This is a genomic window from Nisaea nitritireducens (assembly GCF_014904795.1).
Lineage (GTDB): Bacteria > Pseudomonadota > Alphaproteobacteria > Thalassobaculales > Thalassobaculaceae > Nisaea > Nisaea nitritireducens.
In genome coordinates, this window is sequence record NZ_JACZFS010000055.1 from 89138 (window position 1) to 115722 (window position 26585).

Consider the following 26585-nt stretch of genomic DNA (forward strand, 5'->3'; position numbering starts at 1 on the left):
TTGCCGCGCTTGAGGCGCTATTGCAGGGACCGTTGGACCAGATGGCGCTGGTCAAGCGGGCAGAACAGATTGAGGCTAATGTCGAGCAGCGTGTATCTGCTGCATCGGAAACCCATGACACTGGTGATGAGAGCGACCTGCGCGACGGGGCCATTGAGCATGTCAAGGGACTGGTTGCCAGGACGCTTCAGATCCCGATCGGCGACATAGAGGCGGACAAACCTTTCGAGGTCTATGGCCTAGACTCGATCCTCGCCATCCAGATGACCAATGCGCTCCGCGAGGACTTCGGGAAAATCGGCAGTACGCTGTTCTTCGAGGTACAAACCATCGATGCGCTGGCGGACTATCTGCTGGAGAACCGACGGGAAGACCTGCAAAAACTTCTGGGCGCGGGCATGCCCTCCCGCCGTTTGGATACGGTACCGCCGCCGTCAAAAGCGGCGAGCAACCCGGTTGCAAAGGTCGTTGCCCCGGTGCTGCTGGAACGGGCGGAGCGGGTAGCATCCGTCGGTGACATTGCCGTTATAGGCCTCGATTGCCGCTTCCCAGGCGCACGAAACGCGGAGCAGTTCTGGGACAATCTGTGGGCTGGGCGATGCTCGATCGGTGAGGTTCCTCTCGATCGTTGGGATTGGCAGCAGTATTTCGACGCTGCTCAAGGCAAGGAAGGTTCCAGCTACAGCAAATGGGGCGGGTTTATCGACGAAGTCGACAAGTTCGATCCGCTGTTTTTCCAGATCTCTCCGTACGATGCCGAGCGAATGGACCCGCAGGAGCGTCTTTTCCTGCAAACCGCCTTCAAAGCCCTTGAAGATGCCGGATATACGCCGGCGACTTTCGCCGCCGGCGGCCGGGTCGGTGTTTTTACCGGCGTTATGAACAGCATGTACGGCCGCCAGCCCAAGGCCTGGTCGATCCCCAATCGGGTCTCTTACCAATTTAACTTTCAGGGGCCGTCGATCGCTCTCGATACGGCCTGCTCGTCGTCTCTGACCGCGCTTCACTACGCGATCGAGAGTTTGCGTAGCGGTCAGTGTGAGCGGGCGATCGTCGGTGGCGTGAATTTGATCCTCGCGCCGGATCATTTCATCGAACTCAGCGAAATGATGGCGTTGTCGCCGACCGGGACCTGTCGTCCATTCGGTGAAGGCGCCGATGGGTTTGTCGATGGTGAAGGTGTTGGCGTCGTCGCACTGAAGCCACTGGAGGAGGCGGAGGCTGACGGCGATCACGTTTACGGGGTTCTGAAGGGAAGCATGGTCAATGCCGGCGGCAAGACCAACGGCTATACTGTTCCCAACCCGCTCGCCCAAAGCCGTCTGGTCGAGGAAGCCGTCGCGCGATCCGGGGTTTCCGGCGCGAGCATCACCTACGTCGAAGCCCACGGGACCGGGACGGCCTTGGGCGATCCCATAGAAATCAACGGTTTGTCCCGCGCATTCCGGAAGATGGGCGATGACGGGTCAAACCGCTGCGCCATCGGTTCGGTCAAGGCGAACATCGGACATCTGGAAAGCGCCGCCGGCATCGCCGGGTTGATCAAGGTCTTGCTTCAATTCCGGAAAGGGAAGATCGCGCCGTCGCTGAATTCAGAGACGACTAATCATCATATCGAATTCGAAGACACACCGTTTTTCGTGCAGAAGCAGGGTACGGACTGGCACAGGGCGGTCGTGGAACAGGGCGGTGATGCTGTCGAACTGCCGCGGGCAGCCGGAATTTCGTCTTTCGGTGCGGGCGGTTCGAACGCTCATCTGGTGGTCGTTGAACATGTCCCGTCGGCCGGGCGAGTCGAAACGTCCGCTGATACGGTAGAAGCAATCATTTTGTCTGGACAATCCGGGGAGGCATTGAGTCAGCGTATCGACGATCTTCTCGGCTTCCTGGATCACAAGTCCGGCGAAGAGCCCCGGCTGGCCGATATTGCGTTCACCCTTCAATCCGGACGCATCCCGATGGATCACCGGATCGGTTTCATTGCTGGGTCGATCACCGAACTCAAGGACAAGCTGAGAGCGTACAGACATTCCGATGGGAATTTGGCCGGGATTTATTCCGGTGATGTCAAAGCCCAGAAGGGCGCACTTTCCCTTCTGCTCGGGGATAATGACCTGAACGATGTCGTAAGCGCCTGGCTTGCCAAATCGAAGCTTGAAAAGCTGCTCGCCGCTTGGGTTCAGGGCCTCGACATTTCCTGGGCCGATCTGAGCCGCGGGCGGAATGTAAGACGGTTGCCATTGCCGACCTACGCTTTCGCGCGCGAGCGCTATTGGTTGCCTCGGGATATGGCGGACGGTGCGCGGGCCACCCCGGCACCGCAGCATGGAGCGTCGGCCGCCGAGACGGCTTCCGAGGTGCCCGAGCCCTCTCGCTTGTTGGACATGATGCTTGTCCCGTTATGGCAGACAATTCCGTCCCCGGAGACAGAGCATGCCGAGACCGCGTTCGCCCTGATTGGAGGAACGGTGTCGCAACGAGCGTCGGTCGAGGAAACCTTCCCCGAGGCGCGGCTCCTCGAAGTGGATCTGGCGGATCCGGATCTGGCTTCGTTCGACGGTGTCGGACACCTGATTGTAAAGATCCCCGACTTCCCGGTTACGGGCCTGACGGATGACAATCTCGTCGAAGGGCAAACGCACGGCGTCTTGTTCCTGTTCCGGCTGGTGAAGAAACTGCTGTCGGCAGGTTTCGCGAACAGTCGGCTCAAGCTGATGATTGTCACGACCAATTGCCTGAGCCTCAGCGACAACCGGGAGGCGAACCCCGCCCACGCCGCGATCCACGGGTTTGCCGGTTCGCTCGCCCAGGAATATCGTGGGTGGTCATTTCGTCTATTCGACTTGGATGGTGAGGATGATTGGCCCATCCACGAGATGCTGGCCGCCAACGATGCAGAGGATGGCCGGGCCGATGTGAAAATGCACCGGAACGGTCAATGGTTCTCGCAATCCCTGGCTCGCGCCGAGGCGCTCCCAAGCCACCCAGTTTCTTATCGCGACGGCGGTGTTTACGTTGTCATTGGTGGCGCCGGCGGGCTTGGAGAGATCTGGTCGCGTCATGTCCTCGAGACTCACAAGGCGAACGTCGTTTGGATCGGGCGCCGACCCATCGACAGCGGGATTCAAGCCAAGATCGACCAGTTGGCCGCCGCCGGTCCCAGACTGACCTACATTTCAGCTGACGCTTCCGATTTCCATGCCTTGCAAGAGGCGTTCGCCGAGATAAAGCATCGGTTCGGGACGATCAACGGCGTCGTTCACTCCGCGGTCGGTGCATTTGACCGTTCGATAGCGGACATGGACGAAGGGGCATTCAGGGGCGTTCTCCGGTCGAAAGTTGATGTCAGTGTCCGGATGATGCAGGTCTTCGGCAAGGAAGACCTGGACTTCGTTCTGTTCTTCTCGTCGATGTCATCCTTCATCAAGGCCGGCGGGATGAGCGGCTATTCGGCTGGATGCACGTTCCAGGATGCTTATTCGAAACAACTGAACCAGCGGCTTCCCATGCCGGTGAAGACCGTGAACTGGGGATATTGGAATACGGGCACTGGCCTTACCATTCCGGACGCTTCGAAGCGGCGCATCGCTCAGTTGGGCGTCGCGTCGTTGTCGCCCGCGGAGGGAATGGCGGGACTTGGCTTCCTGATTTCATCTCCGTTCGATCAGGCCGTAATCCTAAAGGCGAGCGATTATTCAATTTTTGAGGGCGGCCTGGGTCCTGAAAGAATTGTCGTACTCAGGGAGGCAGAGACGCCCGCGCTGGCGGATCTCGAAGAGTGGATGCCTCCGCAGTTGCCGGTCACTGATGAACTGCGCAAAGCCGCGGTTTTTTATGGCAGTGACATGGAGGATATCCTGGCGCGGCTGCTGCGCGCGACTCTTAAGGACTTGGGTATCCTGGCAGAGGGCGAGGCGGGCGGCCCGAGCTTTTACCGCCGCTGGCTGGCTCAATCCCGCGCCTTCCTGGAGCAGTTTGAGGGGGAGCCGGAAAGCCTCGAAACCCTCTGGGCCGAATGGGACGCGGGACAGAAAGATCTCTTGAGGTCTGCAGATACCCGCGCGGCAGCCATCCTCGTAGAGCGCTGCATGCGGGCTTTGCCTGAAATCCTGAAAGGTGACAATCCGGCGCCGAATATCCTGTTCCCCAATTCTTCGATGGAGCTGGTCGAAGGAATTTATAAGGGCAATTTGGCGGCCGACCATTTTAACGGGGTCCTGTCGGATACCCTGACCGCTCTGGTCGATATGCGCGCGCAACGCGGTGGCGCGAAACTGAAGGTCTTCGAGATCGGGGCCGGAACCGGAGGAACGACCGCCGGGATCGTGAAGCGATTCAAGGATCGTCAAAGAGACATTGGAGAATATTGTTACACCGATCTCTCCAAGGCATTCCTGTTCCACGCGCAAGAGAATTTTGCACCTGATGCCGACTACCTGACGACGCGGATTTACGACGCAGCGCGGTCGCCTGCCGAGCAGGACATACCGCTGGGCAATTATGATGTGGTGATCGCTGCCAACGTTCTCCATGCGACGGCGAACATCCGGCAAACTCTGCGCAATGCGAAAGCGCTGCTTGGAAGCGGCGGTGTGCTCGTTCTGAACGAGCTGAGCGAAGCGTCCCTGTTGGCGCACCTTACCTTCGGACTGCTGGAGGGCTGGTGGCTGAATGAGGATGATGGCATTCGAATTCCCGGCTCTCCCGGTTTGACGCCGGACGCCTGGGAACGGGTGTTGCAAGAGGAAGGGTTTAGCTGCGTCAAGTTTCCTGCCTCGGCCGGATTGGAGCTCGGGCAGCAGATTATCGTCGCGGAAAGTGACGGCGTGATCAGGGTCACCGGCCCGGCCGCTGCGCCGGCGGGGTTGGAGACGCATCTCGGTGCAATGGTCTCAAGCACGCACAAGGAGCCGACCCCGGCAATCCCCTCTCCGATGAACGTGGAGTCGGATGATATCCGCGAGCGCGCGGATGCGAGGGCCGCCCTCGGCGATGATTTGCGAAGCTGGACCGGCGACTATGTCCGGGAGTTGGTTGCCGATACGTTGCGTATCGAGCCGGATAAAATTGACCCGGCCGAGCCACTGGAACGCTACGGAATTGATTCGATATTGATTTCCCGCGTGACGTCTGTCCTGCAGGAACGGTTCGATGGTATCAGCTCCTCTCTTCTTTTCGACACGCGAAGCGTAGACGAACTCGCCGACCATTTGATCTCCGAGCATCGCGCACAGCTTGCGGCACTCTCGGGACTGGGCTCAACTGCTGAAGCGGCGCGGCGGACATCGCCCGCGTTACAGGAAGCGGCGGACGCGGGGGCGTCCGTCTCCAAACCGCGGCGAGCTGCTGAAACCGCAATTGCTATTGTCGGAATGAGCGGTCGATATCCTGGCGCTGGGGATATGAACGCGTATTGGCGCAATCTTCTGCAAGGCCGGGATTGTATTACCGAGATCCCTGAAGACCGGTGGACGATGGACGGATTTTACGAGCCCGATCCAATCAAGGCTCAGGAAACCGCCCGCAGCTACGGGAAATGGGGCGGGTTTGTCGACGGTTTCGCCGACTTCGACCCGCTGTTCTTCAATATCTCGCCGCAAGAAGCGCTTTGCATCGATCCGCAGGAGCGGCTGTTCCTGCAAACGGTCTGGCATGCGCTCGAAGATGCCGGATATACCAGACAGCAACTAAGCGGAACCTACGGCGGACATGTCGGTGTATTTGCCGGTGTGACGAGGGTCGGCTACGGACTGTTCGGTCCGGATGTGTGGCGAAAAGGGGAGGCGATGTTCCCCTACACGTCCTTCAGTTCCGTCGCGAACCGTATCTCGCATTTCCTCGATATCAACGGCCCGAGCATGCCGATTGATACGATGTGCTCCTCGTCCCTGACAGCCATTCATGAAGCGTGCGAAAGCCTTCTGAGAGGGGAGTGTGAACTCGCGATCAGTGGCGGTGTGAACCTCTATCTGCACCCCTCAAGCTACGTCAATCTCAGCGCCAACCGCATGCTGTCCGCGACCGGGAAATGCAAGAGCTTTGGAGCGGAGGCCGATGGCTTCGTCCCAGGCGAAGGTGCGGGTGCGGTTGTCTTGAAGCCTTTGGCACGGGCCGAAGCCGATGGCGACCAGATCCATGCCGTCATTCGGGGAACCGGCATCAACCATGGAGGCCGGACGCACGGCTACATGGTGCCAAGCCCGAAGGCGCAGGCGAGCCTTATTCGGCAGGTCCTGGACAGAGCGAAGGTCGATGCACGCCGCGTCGGATACATCGAAGCGCACGGGACGGGTACCGAGCTTGGCGATCCGATCGAACTGGACGGTTTGACCAAGGCGTTCCGCGATCAGACGGACGATAACGGGTTCTGCGCGATCGGGTCCGTCAAGTCTTCGATCGGACATCTGGAAGCTGCGGCTGGGATTGCGGGGCTGACCAAGGCGGTCCTGCAACTCAAGCATGGAAAGCTGGTGCCGAGCCTCCATGCGGAACGGATCAACCCGAAGATTGCTTTCAAGAAAACGCCCTTCGTCCTGCAGCGGGAAGCCTCCGATTGGGACGTGGAGGCGGGTGGGACACGCATCGTGGGCGTGTCCTCCTTCGGCGCCGGTGGGGCGAACGCCCATGTGATCCTGGAAGAGTATCGGGTGCAGCCGGCGAGGGTTCCGGAGGACGGAACACCACAGGCGGTTGTCCTGTCGGCCAGGACCCGGGAGAGCCTGCGGCAAATGGTTGGGCGCCTGGCCGTCTTCCTGAGGGAGGCCCGCGACGTCCCGCGCCTGATCGATCTGTGTTTCACATTGCAGGCCGGCCGGGAGGAGATGGATTTCCGTTTTGGTTTCGTCGCGACGTCGGTTGACGAGGTGATCGAGAAACTTGAGCGGGCATATGGCGATTGGGCGACCGGCTTTGCGGACGGGACCTATCTCGTGGCCCCGGAGGGGAATGAAAGCCCTGCCAGATCGGAGATGAAGGCCGGCGGCACTATCGCTGACCGGGACCTGATCCGCTGGCTCGGTGGCAAGACGGTCGATTGGGGGCGGTCCTATGGCAATGACCGTCCCGGTAAAGTCTCGTTGCCCGGTTATGTATTCGCGACGGAGAAATACTGGGCGGTCGAACAGTACGGGTTGGAGGACGATCATCGGTTTGCGCCGGAGAGGGCATCCGGAAAGGCTGCCGTCGGGGTGGTCGGGGTGGAGACCCGATTGTACAGACCTGTATGGACAGATGCCGCTATGGGGCTTGCCGGACAGCGGGATGTCTATTCCAAGCATGTGATCGGAACCTGCGATCTCCAACAGGTAGACGACTGGTTCCAGTTGACGCCTGCAAAGGGTAATCCGGCGCGGCGCTATACGTCGGCTTCAACCCAGTTGCTGGATCAAATCAAGCTGGTCATCGGCTCGCTCAACGGCGGCAAGGTGCTGTTGCAGTTATTGGTTCCGTTGGATGGGAACCAGTCCTTGTTCGGCGGATTGGCAGCCCTGCTTCGCACAGCGGCGGCAGAAACACCGCAACTCGATGTGCAGCTCATTGAGGTGCCGAGAGAGACGCCCGTCGAAAAAATGACGGACATCGCCGGCGCTCTGTCGAGCCGAACCCAATTTGACCACGTCCGATATGGCTCAGACCGGTACGAGGTTCCCAGCTGGCAACTGGCACCGGCGCCGTCGTCGCTCAATCCATGGCGGGATGAGGGCGTCTACCTGATTACAGGTGGGCTCGGTGGGTTGGCGAAGGTCCTGATACAGGATCTCCTGGAGAAAACCGACAATGCAAGGATCGTCCTTTGCGGCCGATCAGACGCATTGGCGGAAATGCCGGACCGCCGGGTTTCCTACTATCAGACGGATCTGTCGAGGCGGTCCGAAGTCGATAAGTTAGCGAAGAAAATACAAAATAAATTCAGAAGGCTGGATGGAGTTATCCACGCGGCGGGTGTGCTGCTGGACGGGCCGGTTTCCGGGAAAAGTGCAGCCGACCTTCGTAAGGTGTTTGCTCCTAAGGTCGCCGGTATTTTGAATCTGGACAATGCCACCCGGGACCTGGAACCGGCCTTTGTTCTGCTTTGCTCTTCCTGCGCGGCGATTGGCGGAAACCCCGGTCAAGCCGATTACGCAGCGGCTAACGCCTTCCTCGATTTTTATGCGGAAAGCCGAAACCGTGATCTGAAATCTGACGGCAAAGACGAACGGATCCTGAGCGTCAATTGGCCCTTATGGCAGACCGGTGGCATGGGAATGGGGCAGGCCCGCGAAGCGGCGGTACGCCGTGAAACCGGAATGGTCCCAATGCCCAGCCAAGCGGGTCTGGATGCGCTTTACAAGGCAATCGCCTTGGCCGAGAGCGGTGAGGCCAGCCGCGCCATGGTCCTTCACGGAGAAATGCCGAAACTCGAGCGGACATTCGTCGGACCAGAAAAACCGCACGGTGAGAGCGTCGCGCGGCAAAGCCCTGGTCGCGGTGCCCGTGAAGGCATTGTCGCGGTTATACACCGCGCTCTGAAGATTCCCGCTGGAAGCGACGTGAATGAAAAGGCCAGTTTTGTCAGTCTAGGGATCGATTCGATCCATGTTGTCCGCTTCGTCGCTGAGCTTTCCAGGCTGATATCGCGGGACCTGCCGGAAACCATTGTATTCGACTATCCGAGCATCGGCGCGATGGCGGACTATCTTGTCGATCAAGGGACTACCGTGGCGGGCGGCGAGGGAGAACTTGCGGAGCCGGCCATGCCGGATTTGGGGCTCCATAAGGAATTGGTTTCTTTGAGCGAGAACGGATCGGGCCCGACCTTGTTCTGTGTCCATCCGATGTCCGGCGATGTCGGGATCTACTCGAAGTTGGCGGAGGCTGGAGCGGGCCAGTTCAACATCGTCGGCATAAAGGCGACAGGGTTCCTGGACGGTGGCCAACCCGCTGCATGCGTCGAAGCCATGGCAGACCGCTATGCCGAAATTATCCGCGACACCCAACCGAACGGGCCATGGCATCTGCTGGGGACCTCCATGGGGGGGAGCGTGGCCTTCGAAATTGCCCGCCGCCTGAAAGATTGGGGAGAAGTCGCGAACCTCTTCCTGGTTGAACCTCCACTGATCGCCTGTAGCGACGAAGAGTCCGCGTGGAACACGGATGCGCGGCGGAATTTGGTCATGAACGCCAATTTCCTGTTGATCACGATGTTGCATCTGGACCCGGAATTCCGCCGCAAGAAATCCGATGGGGAAATCAGGTGGTCCGACATCGAAATTAGTGAGGACCAGGTTGCAGCGGCAGGCACGGAGGACGAATTGATCGCTGCCATTGTCGAGCTGGTGTCCGCGCGCGGCGTCAAACAGGACAAGTCACTCCTGGCGGACCGGTTGCGGAACATGGCGGAGGTCCATCTTGCCAATCTCACCGCCTTGAAACGGTACAGGGCGAAACCCTTGAGGCCGGGAGACGCGCTTAACGCTGTGCTTCTTCGCACAGACAGCGCCACCGCTATTTCCGAGAATGTCTTCAATCCCGACTATCTGGTGAACGTTCAGCGCCAGATGGGCGGGCTCGACCAGTTGTTGCAAAACTGGGATGGAATTATTCCTGGCTTGGAGACGCGGGTCTTGTCTGGCGACAACCATTTTGAACTGTTCGGCAACCGCAAGAATATTGATCAGCTAAGTCATCTGATTGCCGGAAGAATCCGCCGGGAACCGGAGATGGCGAACAGCGGCATGGCAGGGATGGAAAAGGGCGCTATTGCCGTTATCGGCATGTCCGGCCGGTTCCCGGGCGCCGCAGGTCTGGACAATCTCTGGGCGCTTCTCGAAAGCGGAGAGACAGCCTTCTCCACATGGCCTGGCCGAAGCGACGGATTGCGAGAGCGTGGCCGGGAGGGTGAGCAGCTTTACGGCGGCTACCTGGAGGATATCGATCAGTTCGATCCCGGCTTCTTCCAAATCACGCCGAACGAGGCGAAATGGATGGATCCGGCTGAACGTCTGTTCCTGGAAGAAGCCTGGAGAGCGGTGCGGCAGGCCGGATTTGATTCGGAAGATCTGGCCGGGGAACGATGGGGCGTGTTTTGTGGCGGCAGCGGAAACTACACGGAATTGATCGCCCAGAAAGAAGGCTTGTCGCCCCATGTCACGGTTTCAAACATTCCGGGTCGTGTCGCTTATACGTTCGGATTGACTGGTCCGTCGATCGCGGTTGATGCGGGCTGCGCATCCTCCTTGCAGGCTCTGGCTCAAGCCTGCGATCAGCTTACTTTGGGGAATTGCGAAGTCGCGATTGCAGGCGGTGTCACGATCCATACGACACAGAACCTGATTAGGGCGTCCGAGCGGACGGAGCTGTTGTCCTCGGAAGATAGAGCCAGCGCTCTCAACCGGGAAACCAACGGCATGCTGCCGGGCGAAGGTGTCGGGGTTGTTGTCCTGAAACCAATGGAGCGTGCGCTGAGCGATGGAGACGAGATCCATGGCGTCATCGATGCCTGGGGCAGCAACCATAGTGGCCGGACGAACGGAATGTCGGCTCCGAGTTCGAAGGCGCAAGAACGCTTGCTTTCCGGGCTGTTGGCAAAGCAGGGCATTGATCCGGCGACGATCGATCTTGTTGAAGTCAATGCGACCGGTACGCCCCTCGGGGACAAGGTCGAGATCAGTGCGCTTCGGGAGGTTCTGGAGAAGGGCGAGGAGCGCGACACTCCATGTGTTCTCGGGACGGTCGAAAACAGTATCGGCCACGCCTATCATTCTTCAGGCATCGCCCATCTTCTCAAGGTCTTGCTCTCTCTCAGGTTCGAGACGATCCCGCCGACCCCGAATGTGAAAGACCCGGTTTCGGGTGACGATTTCATCGTCAATGGCGATGGCTTGCCATGGCGAATGGACAACGCGCGCCGGCGCCGGGCGGTTGTCAGCTCGTTCGGGGCGACCGGGACGAACGTACAGCTTCTGGTGCGCGATCATGCCGGGACACCGGCGTCGAACCCGCTCACTCCGGCCGTCCCATTCAAGCGAAAGAGCTATTGGCTGAAGGATGAACCGGCACCGGAACGCGCCAAGAAGCGTGTCGGAGAGCCAGGCGTGTCCGCGGTCATTCTGGATTTCCTCTGCGATATCACCGGGCTTGAGGCAGATCAGGTCGAGCCTGATATCCCGCTGAGCAGATATGGAGCGGACTCTCTGATCACTACGAGACTGTTGGCTCTTTTGAACGACAGGTTCGACACTGATCTTCAGTTGTTGGATTTGGCCGAGAATCCAAGCATTCGGCGTCTTGAGAAATTGATCGCCGCGAAAGGGGAGCTAAGCGAGCCGTCGGGTTCAGCGGAACAGAATTCTAGAATCATACTCTCCACTGGCAGCCCGAAAGACTGGTTGATGGGGAGGTTGATGTGAGCGGCCGCGATGATCTTCATATGCTGACGCTGCCGAAGGCGGGTGCCTCTGCGCGGAGCGACCTCGATCCCGGTCTGTTCGAGACGCTGCTCTCTTCCCTCTTGGGACAGGGGCTCGCCATCCTCAATGCCGGTGCGGAACTGTGCTTTACAGCATCCCGCATCGTCGACATCCAGGCCGTTCTTGATGAGTTGCCGTCCGGTGGGCTGGCGTTGCTGGGCGACCGGCTCCCATACGGGGAGCTGGTTCTCGCCGCATCCGGAGAGCAGGAGAGAAATCTCTATCAATCGGAGGTTCTGGGTCAAACGGTCTGGAACGTTCAGCAGGTCTTCGAAGTCGACCGGCCGTCTCTGGATGTCAAGCTTCTGAACAGGGCCTTGGCACTCTTGTCGGGTACGCAAGATATTTTGAGGACTCGGTTTGCTTTGGTTGACGGCCGGTGGATGCAAGCCATCACCGTGTCCGAGGATCTCACCCGGCCGTTTGTGTTTTCCGAACTTCAGATGGTCGACCGTGACCGTTTCCGGGCCTTTGTCGCCAAATGCCGGGCAAAAAGGATCAAAGCGGACAGAGCGCCTCTGTTCCAAAGCTGGGTCTGTTCGGCCGGTGGAAAGTCCTACCTCGGTTTTGTCGCTCATCACGCCGCCGCGGATGCCTTCACCTTGCCGCTGTTGTTCAATCAGATAATGGCAATTTATGAGTCGCTGGAGAGCGGTCGCGAAGTGTCGCTTCCGAATGTCGGTGAGCAGGTCTGGCAATATACGCTCAAACAGTTCGACGCATTGTCCTCGAAAAGACGGGCGGCGCGGAGCTATTGGGGTGACAAATATGCGGGCACGCCCGGCAAGAACGAACTGCCCTATCGCCAAGTCCCGGATGATGCGGAGAGCCGTGGGCCGGAACGATCCGACAGCCTAGCCATCGAACTGGATGACGATCTGAATGACAGGATCGTCCGTCTGCAGAACGAATTCGGCATTCCCTACGCCCAGCTTTTCACGGCCGCCGTCTGTTTCCTCCTGGTGCGGGGCTATGGGAATTCGCAGGCCTGGATCCAAAGCTTCCATAGCAGAAGACATAAGGTGGATTTGTTCCAAACCCTTGGCGAATTCACCAATGTCCAATCGGTGCCATACAACCTGAACGAAGAGGGCGATGTCCTTGCCTGGTTGACAGAAATCAAGAAGCGCAGCCACGAAGCGATCGGCCATCATTTGGAATTCTCTGAATTCCTCAGTCTGTCCGGCATGGCGAAGGACGACCGCATGGCGTCCCTTGCAGAATACTGCAGCCCTAGGGGCGAGGTAATGATCGACAGCGCCGATTTGGACACGGCTGGTGTGGATGTCGGATATGGGCGCTCTCTATTTGCCGAAAGCCTCGTCCGATCAGAAGAGTCAGGCGTGGGACGTCTCGGGGAAGCGGTCGCGACCCTGTTCTTCCAGCTGCTGAAGATGAATGGGCGGATCACGGTGGTCTGCTCCTGGCGGCACGACCGGTTCGAGACCGCCATCATGCGGGAAATGATGGATCAATTGCTGCGTGTCACTGGGTGGCTCGCCGCGAATCCCCGCGCGCCAATCAGCGAATTGCACCGGCTTCAATTGACACCCGGAAAACGCGTCGCGGCCCGCAAGCCGTTCTTTGTGGAATGCCAGCTGCTGAACCGCACAAATGAAGGTTCGGAGGGGAGCGACAAACCAATCTTCTGGGTTCACGGCGCGTTCGGCGATGCCAGCGTCTATCTGCCGATGGCACAAAAGATCGAGAGACCGGTTTACGGCATTCAAGCGCGCGGGCTTTTCGATGAGAAAAAACCGTTCGACGGCGTTGAGCGGATTGCCGGGTTCTACAAAGAAATGATCCGCACGATTCAGCCGGACGGCAGCTATGATCTTGGGGGGTATTCCATCGGCGGGACCTTCGCCTATGAGATTGCACGGCAATTGCAGGCTGAAGGTGCTCAGGTTGATAGTCTGACTCTGGTCGACGCCCTGTATCCGTCGGATCATGGCCGTATCGGGGGCGACTATTACGATCACCTTTATTTCGTCGCGCTTGGATTGATCGCCGTTGCGTGGCGGAGCGATGCCTCTTCCAAAAAGAGCGCTGGCGATCTCGGGCCAAGACCGAGCCGAGATGAGCGCGCACCCCTAGCTCTGCGCGATGCTTTCGCCCGGTTCTGCTGTGATGCCGGGGTCAAGAAACCGCTGAAATGGATCGTCGACTATCTGGATCGGATGGTTCGGATCCAGGAAGGCTATCGGATCGAAGACTACGAACCGAAGCGCTTGGCGCGGCCGATCGACAGGGTTCATTACATCAAGAACCGGGACGGTCTGTTCTTCGGTACGCAAAGCGCGTTCATGAATGCCAATCCGGAGGATCCGCTTCGAGGCGTCGACTATTGGTCAGCATGGCGGGCCTTGTTGCCCAACCTGACGATGGAGTCGTTCGACGTTGACAGTCATATCGAGATGCTCGCAAGCGACGCGGTCCAGGATGCCGTCGCCGACCGGTATCGTGCCGCGCCTCCCGTCGAGGCTGCGAACGTCGAGGACGGAACTGGACTGAATGCTGCGGTGGGGCCGCTTTTGGTTTATCTCCGGCAGCAATTCGCCAGAATACTCGATCGGGACATAGCCGAGATCGCGCCGTCGGTCCCTGTCGAGGAATTCGGCATGGATTCCCTCATCGCGACGGAGCTTACTCAACGCATTCAAACGGACTTGGAAGAACAGGTTCCAATCACCGTTTTCTTCGAATGCCGAACCATCCAGCAGCTGGCGGATCGTATCGCGGCCGATTTCAGTCAAACGGTCGCACGGCGTTTTGCGACGTCCGAAAGGGCTGCGACGCAACGAGCCGCGACGACGCCTAACACCGAGAGCCGCCGGACAAATGGTAAACCAAAGGCGGAGAAGTCCCGCCAGGTAGCCATCGTCGGATTGGCCGGACGCTATCCGCAAGCAAAGGATATGGAGGCTTTCTGGACTGTTCTTGCAGAAGGACGGGACTGTATTTCCGAAGTTCCCTCTGGTCGCTGGGACTGGCAGGACTTCTTCTCATCCGACCGGACGGCACCGGGCGCGCATTACAGCAAATGGGGCGGGTTCCTGGAGGACGTCGATAAGTTCGACGCCAAATTCTTCAACATATCCCCACGCGAAGCGGAATTCATGGACCCGCAGGAAAGGCTGGTCCTGGAACAAACGTGGGCCGCTTTGGAGGATGCAGGGTATCGTCGTGAAGATATAGGCGGGGAGCGCAATTACAGCGCGCCGGTGTCCGTATATGTCGGAGCGATGTATGGCGAATATCAGTTTCTGGGCATCGAAGCCCAGGAACGAGGCGACCGTAGGGCGCTCGGCGGAAGCTTCGCTAGTATCGCGAACCGCATTTCTTATTTCCTGGATCTGCATGGCCCGAGCATGGCCATCGATACCGCATGCTCGTCTTCGTTGACGGCGATACACATGGCCTGCCGGGATTTGCGTGAAGGTGTCAGCGATATGGCGATCGCCGGGGGCGTGAACCTGACCCTGCATCCGAACAAGTATTTGATGCTGAGCGAAGGGCAATTCATATCCAGCAAAGGGCGCTGCGAGAGCTTCGGTGAAGGCGGTGAAGGTTTCATCCCGGCCGAGGGTGTTGGCATTGTCGTTCTAAAGCGCCTGGATGACGCCGAACGCGATGGTGACAACATCTACGGCGTGATCAAAGGGAGCGCGGTAAACCATGGCGGCAAGACTCATGGCTACACCGTGCCAAATCCGAAAGCACAAGAACATGTCATCAAGTCTGCTTTGGCTGAGGCAGACATCGATCCGAGTTGGATCTCCTACATTGAGGCGCATGGAACCGGCACAAAGATCGGCGATCCGATAGAAATCGCCGGTCTGTCGCGCGCTTTCAGATCGTCGTCCAAAAGGTCGGCCGCGTGCTGGATCGGCTCGGCAAAATCGAATATCGGGCACTGCGAGGCCGCAGCGGGTGTGGCTGGATTAGCGAAAATCCTGTTGCAACTCCAGCACAAGCGGATTGCTCCATCGCTGCATTCGGAAGTCCTGAACCCTCATATCGAGTTTGCCGATACACCGTTCACCGTGAACCAGGACCTGCGTAAGTGGAAGCGCCCCAAAGTCGGCGGAGAGACACGGCCCCGGATTGCAGGGATATCTTCCTTCGGGGCGGGCGGCGCAAACGCGCATTTGGTTGTGGAGGAGTATCAAGCAGCTCTGAGTGATTCCGGCCAGGTCACAGGTCCGACTGTCATTGTCTTATCCGCCAGGAACGTAGAGCGCCTGAAAAAGCAGGTGTCGAATTTGGCCGTTTGGCTCCGGCAGCCCGGTCGGAAACGCAAAACCGGGTTGGCGGACCTCGCCTACACCCTGCAAGTCGGCCGGGAGGCGATGAGTTATCGTTTCGCGACGGTCGTAAAGAGCTTCGATGACTTGCAAGAGCGGCTCGACGCTTTTGTCGCGAGCGGGAAAAAAACCAAGAAAGTCTTCGTGGGGCATGTGCGTCATGAAGTTGTGGCAAATGAGCAGCCCGAGGGTGAAGCTGCACAAACGGAGAAGGTTGAGAGAGCAATCGAGCGCGGCAAGTTCAAGAAACTTGCAAAAATGTGGGTCCGTGGCGGACCAATCGATTGGCAAAAACTGCATCAGCCCGGCTCGCGGCGTCGCGTCAGTTTGCCGACCTATCCGTTCTTGAAAGAGCGGCACTGGTTCGAAAGCAACAGTCAGGGCCAGGTCCGGAAAGAGGACCTGCCGGCCGACAAGGCGCATAGTTTGCTGATGGCGACCTCCAACTGGAGGCCCGTGCCGATGGCCGGGAGAATCGCGAGTCCGACGCTGGATCGCCGGGTCTTTGTCTGCGGGTTCGGCACGGCAGCGCCGTCCGAACAATGGACCAGTATCGACTCCGAGAAAGAGGATACCGGGGAACGCTTCCTGGATGTTGCCGGACGGCTCTTCAACGAGATTCGCAGTTTTCTGCAGGTCAAACGATCCGAACAGAGTTTGATCCAGGTGATTGTGCCGGCGAAAAGCGTCCATAGGGCATTGTCTGGGCTTCTAAGAACGGTTCGCCGTGAAGCCGTCGGGGTTTCGGCGCAACTGATAGAGTGGGAGCCTGATACGGACTCCCGGTCTATCCAAGAGATCGTTGAAGCGGTGTCGGAGGAAAATGCAGCCCGTCCGATGGACCCACACGTTGCCTATCGGAGCGGGCAGCGCGGTGTGCTGGGGTTGGATGAACTCTCCGCCAGCACCAGTCTGCCGCAGCACCCCTGGCGCGACGGCGGCACTTATGTGATCACAGGGGGGCTTGGCGGGCTCGGCCGAATTTTCGCATCCGAGATCGCGGCGCGGGTCAAAGCGCCGGTGCTTGTTCTGATCGGACGTTCTGCCTTGTCGGAAAGCGGCAAGGACGCTGTTCGCGAGCTGGAAGCCGTTGGTGCCCGGATCCTTTACCGTCAATTGGATGTTGCCAACCGCAGCGAGGTTGTCGCGGTTATCAACGACCTCGTTGATCAGGGACTGGCACCGGATGGTGTCATCCACAGCGCCGGAGTCATCCGGGACAACTTCATCGCTAATAAGTCCGACGAGGAGTTCTTGAGGGTCGCGACCGGGAAAGTTCTCGGATGCGTTAATCTGGATGAGGCCACTCGTCACCTGGATCTGGACCTGTTCGTCTTGTTCTCTTCGGCGGCAGGACTCCTGGGAAATGCGGGCCAGGCCGATTATGCGACAGCAAATGCTTTCCTGGATGCATTTGCGGCGGACCGCAATCGTTTCGTGCAGACGGGACAGAGGTCAGGTCGAACCCTTTCGATTGATTGGCCACTGTGGCGTGACGGGGGCATGAGCGTCGACAGCGCGACCAAACACGCCATCGAGCGCCGTTCGGGCATGGTCCCGATGGAAACCGACAACGGCCTTACCGCGTTTTATCGGATGCTGTCGCGGGATGAGACCCATATCGCTGTCTTCGAAGGCGATCTCGACCGTTTGCGAGACGGTCTTCTCGACAGGTCTCCAGTGTCCACAGAAAAGGCAGGCCTGACGGAAACGCCCCAACAATCGATACCGGTCCCTGACCGTTCCGAAGAGGTCTTGCTGCGTCCTCTCAAGCGCCTGTTCGGAAATGTCATCAAGCTCTCAGAAGACAAGGTCGAAGAAGAAGAGTTGCTCGAGGTCTATGGCCTTGATTCGGTGATGATCACCCAGCTGAACACTCAACTGGACGCTCAATTCGGAGAGGTTCCGAAAACACTGTTCTTCGAGTTCTCGCGGCTCAAGGACATCGCAGATTATCTCTACAAGACATATCCCGAAGCATACCGCGATTGGTGCGGCATGGAGCCGACTGGGCAAGGTGGGTCCGAAGGTCCAGCACGTTCGCAATTGACCACAGCCGCCCCGGCACGTCGGGTGTCAGATCTTGAGAAAACTGACGACGCCATCGCTATTGTCGGGATGAGCGGACACTATCCGCAGGCTGAGAACCTTGAGGAATTTTGGGATAACCTGAAAGCTGGAAAAGACTGCGTAAGCGAGATTCCGGCGGATCGGTGGTCGCTCGCAGGGTTCTTCGAACCAGACAAGACGAAGGCTGTTGAGACCGGCAAGAGCTACAGCAAGTGGGGCGGCTTCATCAGCGGTTTTGATCGCTTCGATCCGTTTTTCTTCAATATATCCCCGCGCGAAGCGCGCCTCATGGATCCTCAGGAAAGGGTGTTGCTCAAGACCGCCTGGGAGGCCATGGAGGATGCCGGTTACACCCGGGAGAGTTTGAACGCGCACCATGACGGGGCAGTTGGCGTATTCGCCGGGATCACCTCTACCGGATTTGATCTATATGGGCCGGAGCTTTGGAAGCAAGGGGACACGGCTATTCCCCGTACCTGCTTTGGGTCGGTGGCGAACCGTGTTTCCTATGTCCTGAATCTGCATGGACCGAGCATGGCCATCGACACGATGTGCTCCTCGTCTTTGACGGCGTTGCATGAAGCGTGTGAGCAAATCCGCAGGGGCGCATGCAACGCGGCGATTGTCGGTGCGGTCAATCTCTATACCCATCCAAGCAGCTATCGAAACCTGAGTGCAGCGCGAATGCTGTCGGCGGATGGCCGCTGCAAGAGCTTCGGCAAGGGAGGCGACGGTTTCGTCCCGGGGGAAGGGGCCGGCGCGGTTCTGATCAAGCCGTTGTCCCGGGCGCTGGCAGACGGCGATCACATCCGCGCGGTCGTCAGGGGAAGCCATCTCAATCACGGTGGGCGCACCAATGGCTACACCGTGCCAAGTCCGGCAGCTCAGGCCGACCTGATTAGTGAAGCCCTGAACAATGCCGGTATCCGCGCCCGCGAGATCAGTTATTTCGAAGCGCACGGAACCGGAACGGACCTCGGGGATCCCGTTGAAGTGGAAGGCATGTTGAAAGCCTTCCGAAAAGATACCGATGACAGCGCATTTTGCGCATTGGGATCGGTCAAATCGAATATCGGTCATCTGGAAGCCGCTGCTGGAATGGCGGGGCTTTCCAAGATCATTCTGCAAATGACCCATGGTGAACTGGCGCCGAGCCTGCATGCCCGGGACCTCAATCCCAACATCAGGTTCGAGGGATCGCCCTTCGTCGTGCAGCGCGAGAGAAGCGAATGGAAACGGCCCGTTCTCAATGGCCGGGAGCTACCGCGCTCGGCATGCCTGTCTTCGTTCGGCGCCGGAGGTTCCAACGCCCATATTGTGCTCTCGGAAGCTCCTGCATCGGAAGATCTACGCGAGCCGGCCGACCTCTCGACCGCTCTGCCGTTTATCATTTCGGCAAGATCGCGAGACAGTTTGTTCCGAAGCGTCGAGAACGTCTTGGCTGCTCTGGACCGTTCGAATAAGCCAAGCGTATTGGCGGATTGCGCTTACACGCTGGCGGTTGGCCGGGAGGCAATGCCATGCCGATTTGCAGCAGTGGTCGGATCGCTCGACGAGGCCCGGAAACGACTGCACGATTTTCTCGCCGGACATGTGAAGGAAGACGCCTTCCATCGTCAGGATGTCACGCTCCTGAAACCGGACGACGCCTCGCGGGACAGCATCGCCAAAGGGATGACGGGGGCAAACCTTGGAGACCTTTGCCGTCTCTGGTCCGAGGGATATGCGGTTCCGTGGGAGACTCTGTTCGCTCCGCTGGCCAGCCAAAATGCCGTGCGCAGGATGCCTTTGCCGACCTATCCGTTTGAGGAAGGCCGGTACTGGTTCAATCTTGAACGCGACGCCACACCGGATCAAACGGCAGTGGATCGTCCGGCATCGGAATGGGACGGCTTCAGCTATCTGACGCGATGGCAACCGGACGATCGCCCCGCGACCGCCGGAGCGAGTGCTCCCGATCAGATCTGGGTCCTGCATGGAGGCGACCGCAATGCGTTCGTTCGCGCCCTGGAGGATCGGGTGGCGCGCGATTTCCCGGACGCCGACATTGCGGTGTTTGATCCGAAGAGCCAGCCTGACAGCATATGTGGCTGGACTCTCCGAGTTTACTTTGTGGCGCAGGGCCGCATCGATGAGTTGGGAGCGGATGACGCCGAGCACCTCAGTTCTGCAAACGAACTGCGCTTGCTGAAACTGGTTCAGCAAGTGATGTCGCAAGATGCGGATGGCCCGGCGCTCGATCTGTTTGCACTGAACTTCGAACCCCGAGCCAACCCGTTTGGCGGAGGACTTTCCGGCCTGTGCTTTGCGATGGCACAAAGCGACCATCGGCTGCGTGTCCGGTCGATGCGCCTAAACGCACGCGAATTGGAAAATCGGGAAAGCCTCGACCGGATTTTCGATATGGTTCAGGCGGAGCCTCGTTCGGCGAGAGGAGAAACAGTTCTCTTCGACAACGGCGTCCGCAAGCAGCAGAGTTTCATCCCCTGGCTTACCTCCCGCTCGGCCGCGTTGCCGAAGGCCGACGGTGGGGCTGGCGAGGCCGGTTTTCAGAAAGGCGGCCGCTATCTCATTCTCGGCGGCAGCGGAATGGTCGGACAGGCAATCTCCCGGCGGCTGATCGAGCGCTTCGAGGCAGACCTCGTCTGGGTCGGCCGCTCGCCTGTCGACTCCCCGAATGTTCAGAACGCGTTGGCCCAGTTCGGGCGCGCCTCGAAAGCGCCGGTCTATTTCCAGGCGGATGCCTTGAACCCCGAAGCGCTCGAACAGGCTCTGACGCATGCGGTCGGAGACGGTGGTTCGCTGGACGGCGCTTTGTTTGCGGCCAAGGCGATTGCCCTGAATGATCGGTTAGCCGACTCCAGCGCGCAAACCTTCAAAGAGATCCTGGATACCAGGACAAAAGGCGTTCTGAATTTCCATCATGCGGTCGCGAAATATCGCCCGGGGTTCGTGTGTTACCTCTCGTCGATGCAGGCCTTCCCGTTCCTGCCGGCCAATGAGAGCGTGGGCTATGCCGCCGCCGTTACCGCCGAACAAAGGCTGGTCGCGGCCCTGAAAGAGGAAACCGACTGTCCCGTCGGCATCGTCAACTGGGGGTACTGGCAGTCCAGTGTCGCGGGCACCGAAGTGGAAGACCGGCTGTCGCGGCACTACCGGTTCATCGATGACGATCAGGGGTTCGATTTGCTGGACATGTTCGTCAAGGAGCTCCGGGACAACGGTCTGGATCAGGCGGTCTTCGCCGGCATGCGGGAGAGCGTCGCGCAGTTCATGAACCGCGATGAAACCGACATGGTCAGACAGGTGGACGGAGACGCACGCCTCGAGAGCGGTTGTGAGCAGCTTTCATCCTCCGTTGCCTTCGCGCGGCAATCCGTCCGCCCGAGGATTGTTGCGGGCCGGAGTGCGCGGGATGAGCTCAACACGTGGGCTGCGCGCTTGCTGGGGCACCAGCTTGGTCGAACCGACAGACAGCGAATTCTCGCCAGACACCATCGGCTGGTCAGCGAGATCGAAGCCATTTCCACGCCGGACTTGTCGCAGGATGACCTCTGGGGCGAATGGGAAGGGTACCGTGCCGGGCTGAGCTATCCGGAACTCATCGCCGCCGCCAGTCTGGTCGATGGCGGCGTCAGGGCTCTGCCGCGGATCTTGACGGGAGAGGCGCAAGCAACGGAGGCGCTGTTCCCGGGAGGCTCTTTCGAAAAGGTCGAAGCGCTGTATCGGGAGAATGCGCTTTCTGACTACTTCAACGAGGTGATTTCCGTCGTTGCGTCTCGGTTGGTAGAGGGGCGATCGGGGCGAGTCCGCATTCTCGAGATCGGCGCGGGGACCGGTTCTACGACCGGGCATGTTGTTGGCGCGCTACGTGAGCTGTCGGACAAGGTCGAGAAATATCACTACACGGATATTTCCCAAGGCTTCCTGACAGAAGCGAAGCGCAAGTTCTTGCCGCAATGCCCGTCGATGACCTTCGGGCTTCTGGACATCCAGAACCCGGTCGCCGAACACGGCTTGGAGATCGGTAGCTATGACATCGTCATTGCGACCAATGTCCTGCATGCCACCCGCAACATGCGCGAGACGATGCGGAACGCCAAGGCGCTGCTGCGGCGCGGAGGCACGTTGATCGTCAATGAAGTGGTCGAGAAAAGCGCGGTCGGAACCGCGACCTTCGGATTGCTGGATGGCTGGTGGTTGTTCGATGACCCGGACGTGCGCATACCGGGCTCACCGCTATTGGATATTGAGGGTTTCAGGCGCGTTCTGGATGACGAGGGCTTCCGCCATGTGACCGAGGTGACGGGACAGGCGGCGGAATTCGGGCAGGAGGTCATCGCCGCACAAAGTGACGGGATGGTCGTGCAGCCCCGGCGTCAGGACGGTCACGTAAGGCCGCAGGTTCCGCAGCCGCAACAGCTTCGGATTGAAGATAGTCTGAAGCTGGTCGGCGAAGGAAACGCGCCTGCCGAGGAAAACCCCGGTCGACTCGATATCGGCCGTTTCGTTCGTGACGCGCTGGTCCAGGCTCTCGATGCGAACGATCTCACGATTTCGGACGAGGTTCCGTTCGCGGATTATGGCGTCGACTCGATCATTGGTGTCGGGTTTGTCGACAAGATCAATAGCGGGCTTGGGCTCGATCTGAGCGCCACGGTCCTGTTCGAATTCACCTCGCTCCGCAAATTGACCGATCATATTTCAGCGGAGCTGACATCCGCTGCCACGGCGTCATCCGAGCCAGTCGCAATCATTCCGGAGGAGCCAGGCAGCGCGGATGGCATCGCCATCATCGGCTATTCCGGTCGGTTCCCCGGGGCAAGCGATCCGGAGGCTCTGTGGGAGTGCCTGATGACAGGTAAACCCCTGTATGGCGAGCTGCCCGAGAGCTTCACGAACAGCTCGGGAGGCTATCGCTGGGGCGGCCTGTTGGACGGACGAGACGAGTTCGATCCGCTTTTCTTCAATATCTCGCCACGCGAAGCGGAATCCATGAACCGGCATCAGAGACTGGTGCTGCAGGAGGGCTGGCATGCGCTCGAACATGCCGGTTACGATCCGAAGAGCTTCGAGAACAAGCGTGTCGGCGTCTTCGTCGGGGCTGAACCCTCGACGCCGATGGGAACGTCTTTTACCGGCGGATCGGACGCGATCATCGCGTCCCGCCTGTCCTATTATCTGGGGCTGAGCGGCCCGGCGCTGATCGTTAATACGGGCTGTTCATCCTCCGGTGTGGCGCTTCATTTGGCCTGCCAAAGCCTCCGCAACGAAGAGAGCGAGATTGCGGTAGCCGGCGGGGCGTCTGTCGACCTGGATCCGGACATACTCGACCGGCTGGCGGAAACAGGAATGCTGTCGCCAACCGGCAAGTGCCTAACCTTTGATCATCGGGCGGACGGCACCGTGATCTCCGAAGGGATTGGTTTGGTGGTGTTGAAGCCTCTGGCCAGGGCGTTGGCCGATGGGGACACCATCCATGGCGTGATCGAGGGGGCTGGCATCAACCAGGACGGGGCCAGCAATGGAATAACGGCCCCCAGCGGGACAGCCCAAGAAAACCTGGTCAGAGAGGTTCTGGATCGGTTTGACATCGACCCGGGCGGCCTTTCCTACATCGAGACACATGGTACCGGAACGGCGCTCGGCGATCCGGTCGAGGCGAATGCACTAGCCAGGATTTTCCGGCAACTTTCTGGCAGCGAGTTCTCCTGCGTGCTCGGCAGTGCCAAGGCGCATCTGGGGCACGCATCCGCTGCGTCGGCGGTCATCGGACTGATAAAGATATTGTTGTCGATGAAGCATGGGACGCTACCGCCGATCCCCGGATTTGAAAGGTTGAATGAACGGATCGAGTTCGCGGACACACCGTTTTCGATCCCCCGGAATGCGGTTCCCTGGACTGGGAACGGACGGCCGCTCAAAGCGGCCCTCAGTTCCTTCGGTCACAGCGGGACCAACGCGCATTTTGTGATCCGCGAAGCTCGTCGACCTGTGGAGCGGCATGCGGGTTGGCGCGGGCCGATCCTTATCTCCGCGCGGGATGACGAGCGCCTGCAGGCCGTCGCGGAGACACTCTCTGCCTTTATCGAGGCGAACCCCGAAACGGATCTGGCCAACCTGGCCTATACACTTCAGGTTGGGCGCCATCACATGGAGGCCCGCGCCGTATTCGAAGCCGGAAGTCTCTCCGAATTGCGAGATGCGCTGCGTTCTTATCTGGATGGGGAAAACGTATCCGGTGCGCTACCGGATACAGCACGGCGCTGGGTCTCCGGCGAACAGATAGACTGGCAAGCCTCGTGGCGCGGCATGACCGGGCTGCGCCGAATTCCTCTGCCTACATATCCCTTCGCCAAGGATGTCTTCGCGCCGCAAGCAATGCAGCTGATTGCGGCCCCAGAAGCTGTCGTTCGCCATGAGCATCCGCTTTGCCAGCGCAATAGATCCGGTTTTGACGGCGTTCGCTTCAGCTCGATGTTCGACGGAACCGAATTCTTCCTGACGGATCACAAGGTCCATGGCGCGCGCGTAATGCCCGGGGTCGCCTATCTCGAAATGGCGCGGGCCGCGGTCGAGCTTGCAACGGGTCAGTCGCCCGGCCGGCTGGAAAACGTTCTCTGGGAAAGGCCGTTTGAAGTCGATGATGCGCCGGTCGAGTTGCAGATAGAATTCGCGAAAGGCGCAGGCGGTAAAATTGACTTCTCGATCACCAGCGAAGACCGGTCCGGTGATCGTCGCGTCCATAGCCGCGGGGTTGCGGTGATGGAGGCCCATTCCTTGAACGAGACGGTCGACATTGGTGCCGTTCGGGAATCATGTGGAAAAAGGGGGCCGTCGCTTGTCGATTGCCGGAACGCGTTTGACGCGCTTGGTATCGAATACGGTCCGGACTTTTCGCTCACCCAGGACCTAGTTGCTGGCGCGGACGGTATCCTGGCCAGGCATGTCGTGAAGCGAAACGTACCCGGTTTCGTGCTGAAGCCGGGCCTGATGGATTGCGCCTTGCAATCGGCCATGGCGTTGACTCTGCAAGACCACGGCGGCGCTGTTCCGGACTGTCCGTCCGTGCCGTTCCTTCTGGAAAGCGTGGAGATTTACGGCTCGTTGCCGGATGAGGTGACGTCCTGGGTCCGCAGGTCCTCCGGCGATGGGGCCAGCAGGGACCGGGAACAAATCGACATCGATCTCATGGATGATAATGGGTGTGTTCTGGTCCGGATGCGGGGCCTGACCTCGCGTCGCCTTAAGCCGGAAGTGCCGACTTCGGATCAAGGCTCCGAAAAGACGCCCCAGGATGAAGACGATGTCACTGCACAGGAACAAACGATCTTCGCGCCGGTTTGGCGGGCCTTGTCGAATCTGGGCGATCAACCTCCGTCCGCGGATGAGCGCGGCGTCTTGGTCGCCGGAGGCAGCGCCGAGGATCTAGAAGTCATCAAATCAATCTACCCGAATGCCCGCCATCTGCCCTTCGCCCCGTTCGCAGGGACTGGTGAAATCGAACTGCGTCTATCGGAACCCGTTCGTCATCTAATATGGATCGCGTCCGATCCCATCGATGAGAATGCAGCTCCCATTTCGCCGGACTCCGAGAGCCTGATTACGGAGCGGCACGAAGGTGTCGGCGCTTTGTTCGAGTTGATCAAGGCACTTGTCCGTGCCGACTACACACTTGAGGAAATGCGCTGGACCATTCTCACCACGCAGGCGCGGCCGGTCAGCCAGGATGAACCGGTTTACCCCGGCCATGCCGCCATTCACGGCCTTGTGGGCTCCATGGCGAAGGAGTTCCCGCACTGGAAGGTTCGTTTGCTCGACCTTGAAGCGTCGCGGAACCGTCCTTTGCACGAGGCATTGTCAATGCCTTTCGATCCGAATGGAGATGCTCTGGTTTGTCGGGGAGGCTCGTGGTTCACGGAAAAACTGGCGCCAGTGACCCTGAAAACCGTCACGCAACCAGAGTACCGGAAAGATGGAGTCTATGTCGTTCTGGGCGGGGCCGGTGGGCTTGGCGAAGTTTGGTCACGCCACATGATCAATGAACACGGCTCACAGATCGTCTGGCTCGGCCGGCGGCCGCTGGACGCGGCGATAACCGCCAAACTGGACGAACTGGCCCGTTTCGGGCCGCGCCCCGAATATATCCAGACCGACGCAACCAACGCACTTGAATTGAGACGTGCAAGAGACGCCGTCTTGAATCGCTTCGGGCGGATCGACGGTCTGGTGCATTCCACTTTGATCCTATCCGACAAAGGCCTGGTGGCTATGAGCCGGCAGGAGTTCCATCGCAGCGTGGATGCGAAGATCGTGACTGCGGTCCGTATGGCCCAGGTATTTGGCCGCGACGACCTCGAGTTCGTGTTGTTTTTCTCGTCGCTGCAGTCGTTCTCGAAAGCGCCGGGACAAAGCAATTACGCTACCGGTTGTACTTTCATTGACGCCTTTGCTGCGCGGTTGTCATCGAGCTGGGATTGCCCAGTGAAGACCATGAACTGGGGATATTGGGGCTCGGTCGGAGCCGTCGCCAATGAGCATCATCGTGATCGCATGCGAGATGCGAATATTTTGTCGATCGAACCGGCGGAGGGCATGGAGGCTTTGGGGAAGCTGATCTCAGGGTCCTTGGATCAATTGGTTATGGTCAAACTCGGAGGCGACGGCCGGTCATCCAGCCTCTTTGATGAAGATGATCAGATCAGTATTTATCCGCCAACCATTCCAAGCGGATTGCGGATGATCGCGTCATGAGGAATGC

At 59.3% G+C, this 26585-nt stretch carries 2 protein-coding genes (1 of these 2 cut by a window edge); both read left to right on the forward strand.

What is annotated here, in order from left to right:
* Positions 1-11387 carry the 3' portion of an SDR family NAD(P)-dependent oxidoreductase gene (locus IG629_RS18180; protein ID WP_449867057.1) on the forward strand. 12721 nt of this gene lie to the left of the window's left edge, so the window shows 11387 of its 24108 coding nt (coding positions 12722-24108); its start codon lies beyond the left edge, outside the window; the stop codon is at positions 11385-11387.
* Positions 11384-26578 (forward strand): SDR family NAD(P)-dependent oxidoreductase, encoded by a 15195-nt coding sequence (locus IG629_RS18185; RefSeq protein ID WP_193173345.1) that lies wholly within the window; start codon positions 11384-11386, stop codon positions 26576-26578. The genes IG629_RS18180 and IG629_RS18185 overlap by 4 nt, the downstream gene beginning before the upstream one ends.
* The last annotated feature ends 7 nt before the right edge of the window (positions 26579-26585 follow it).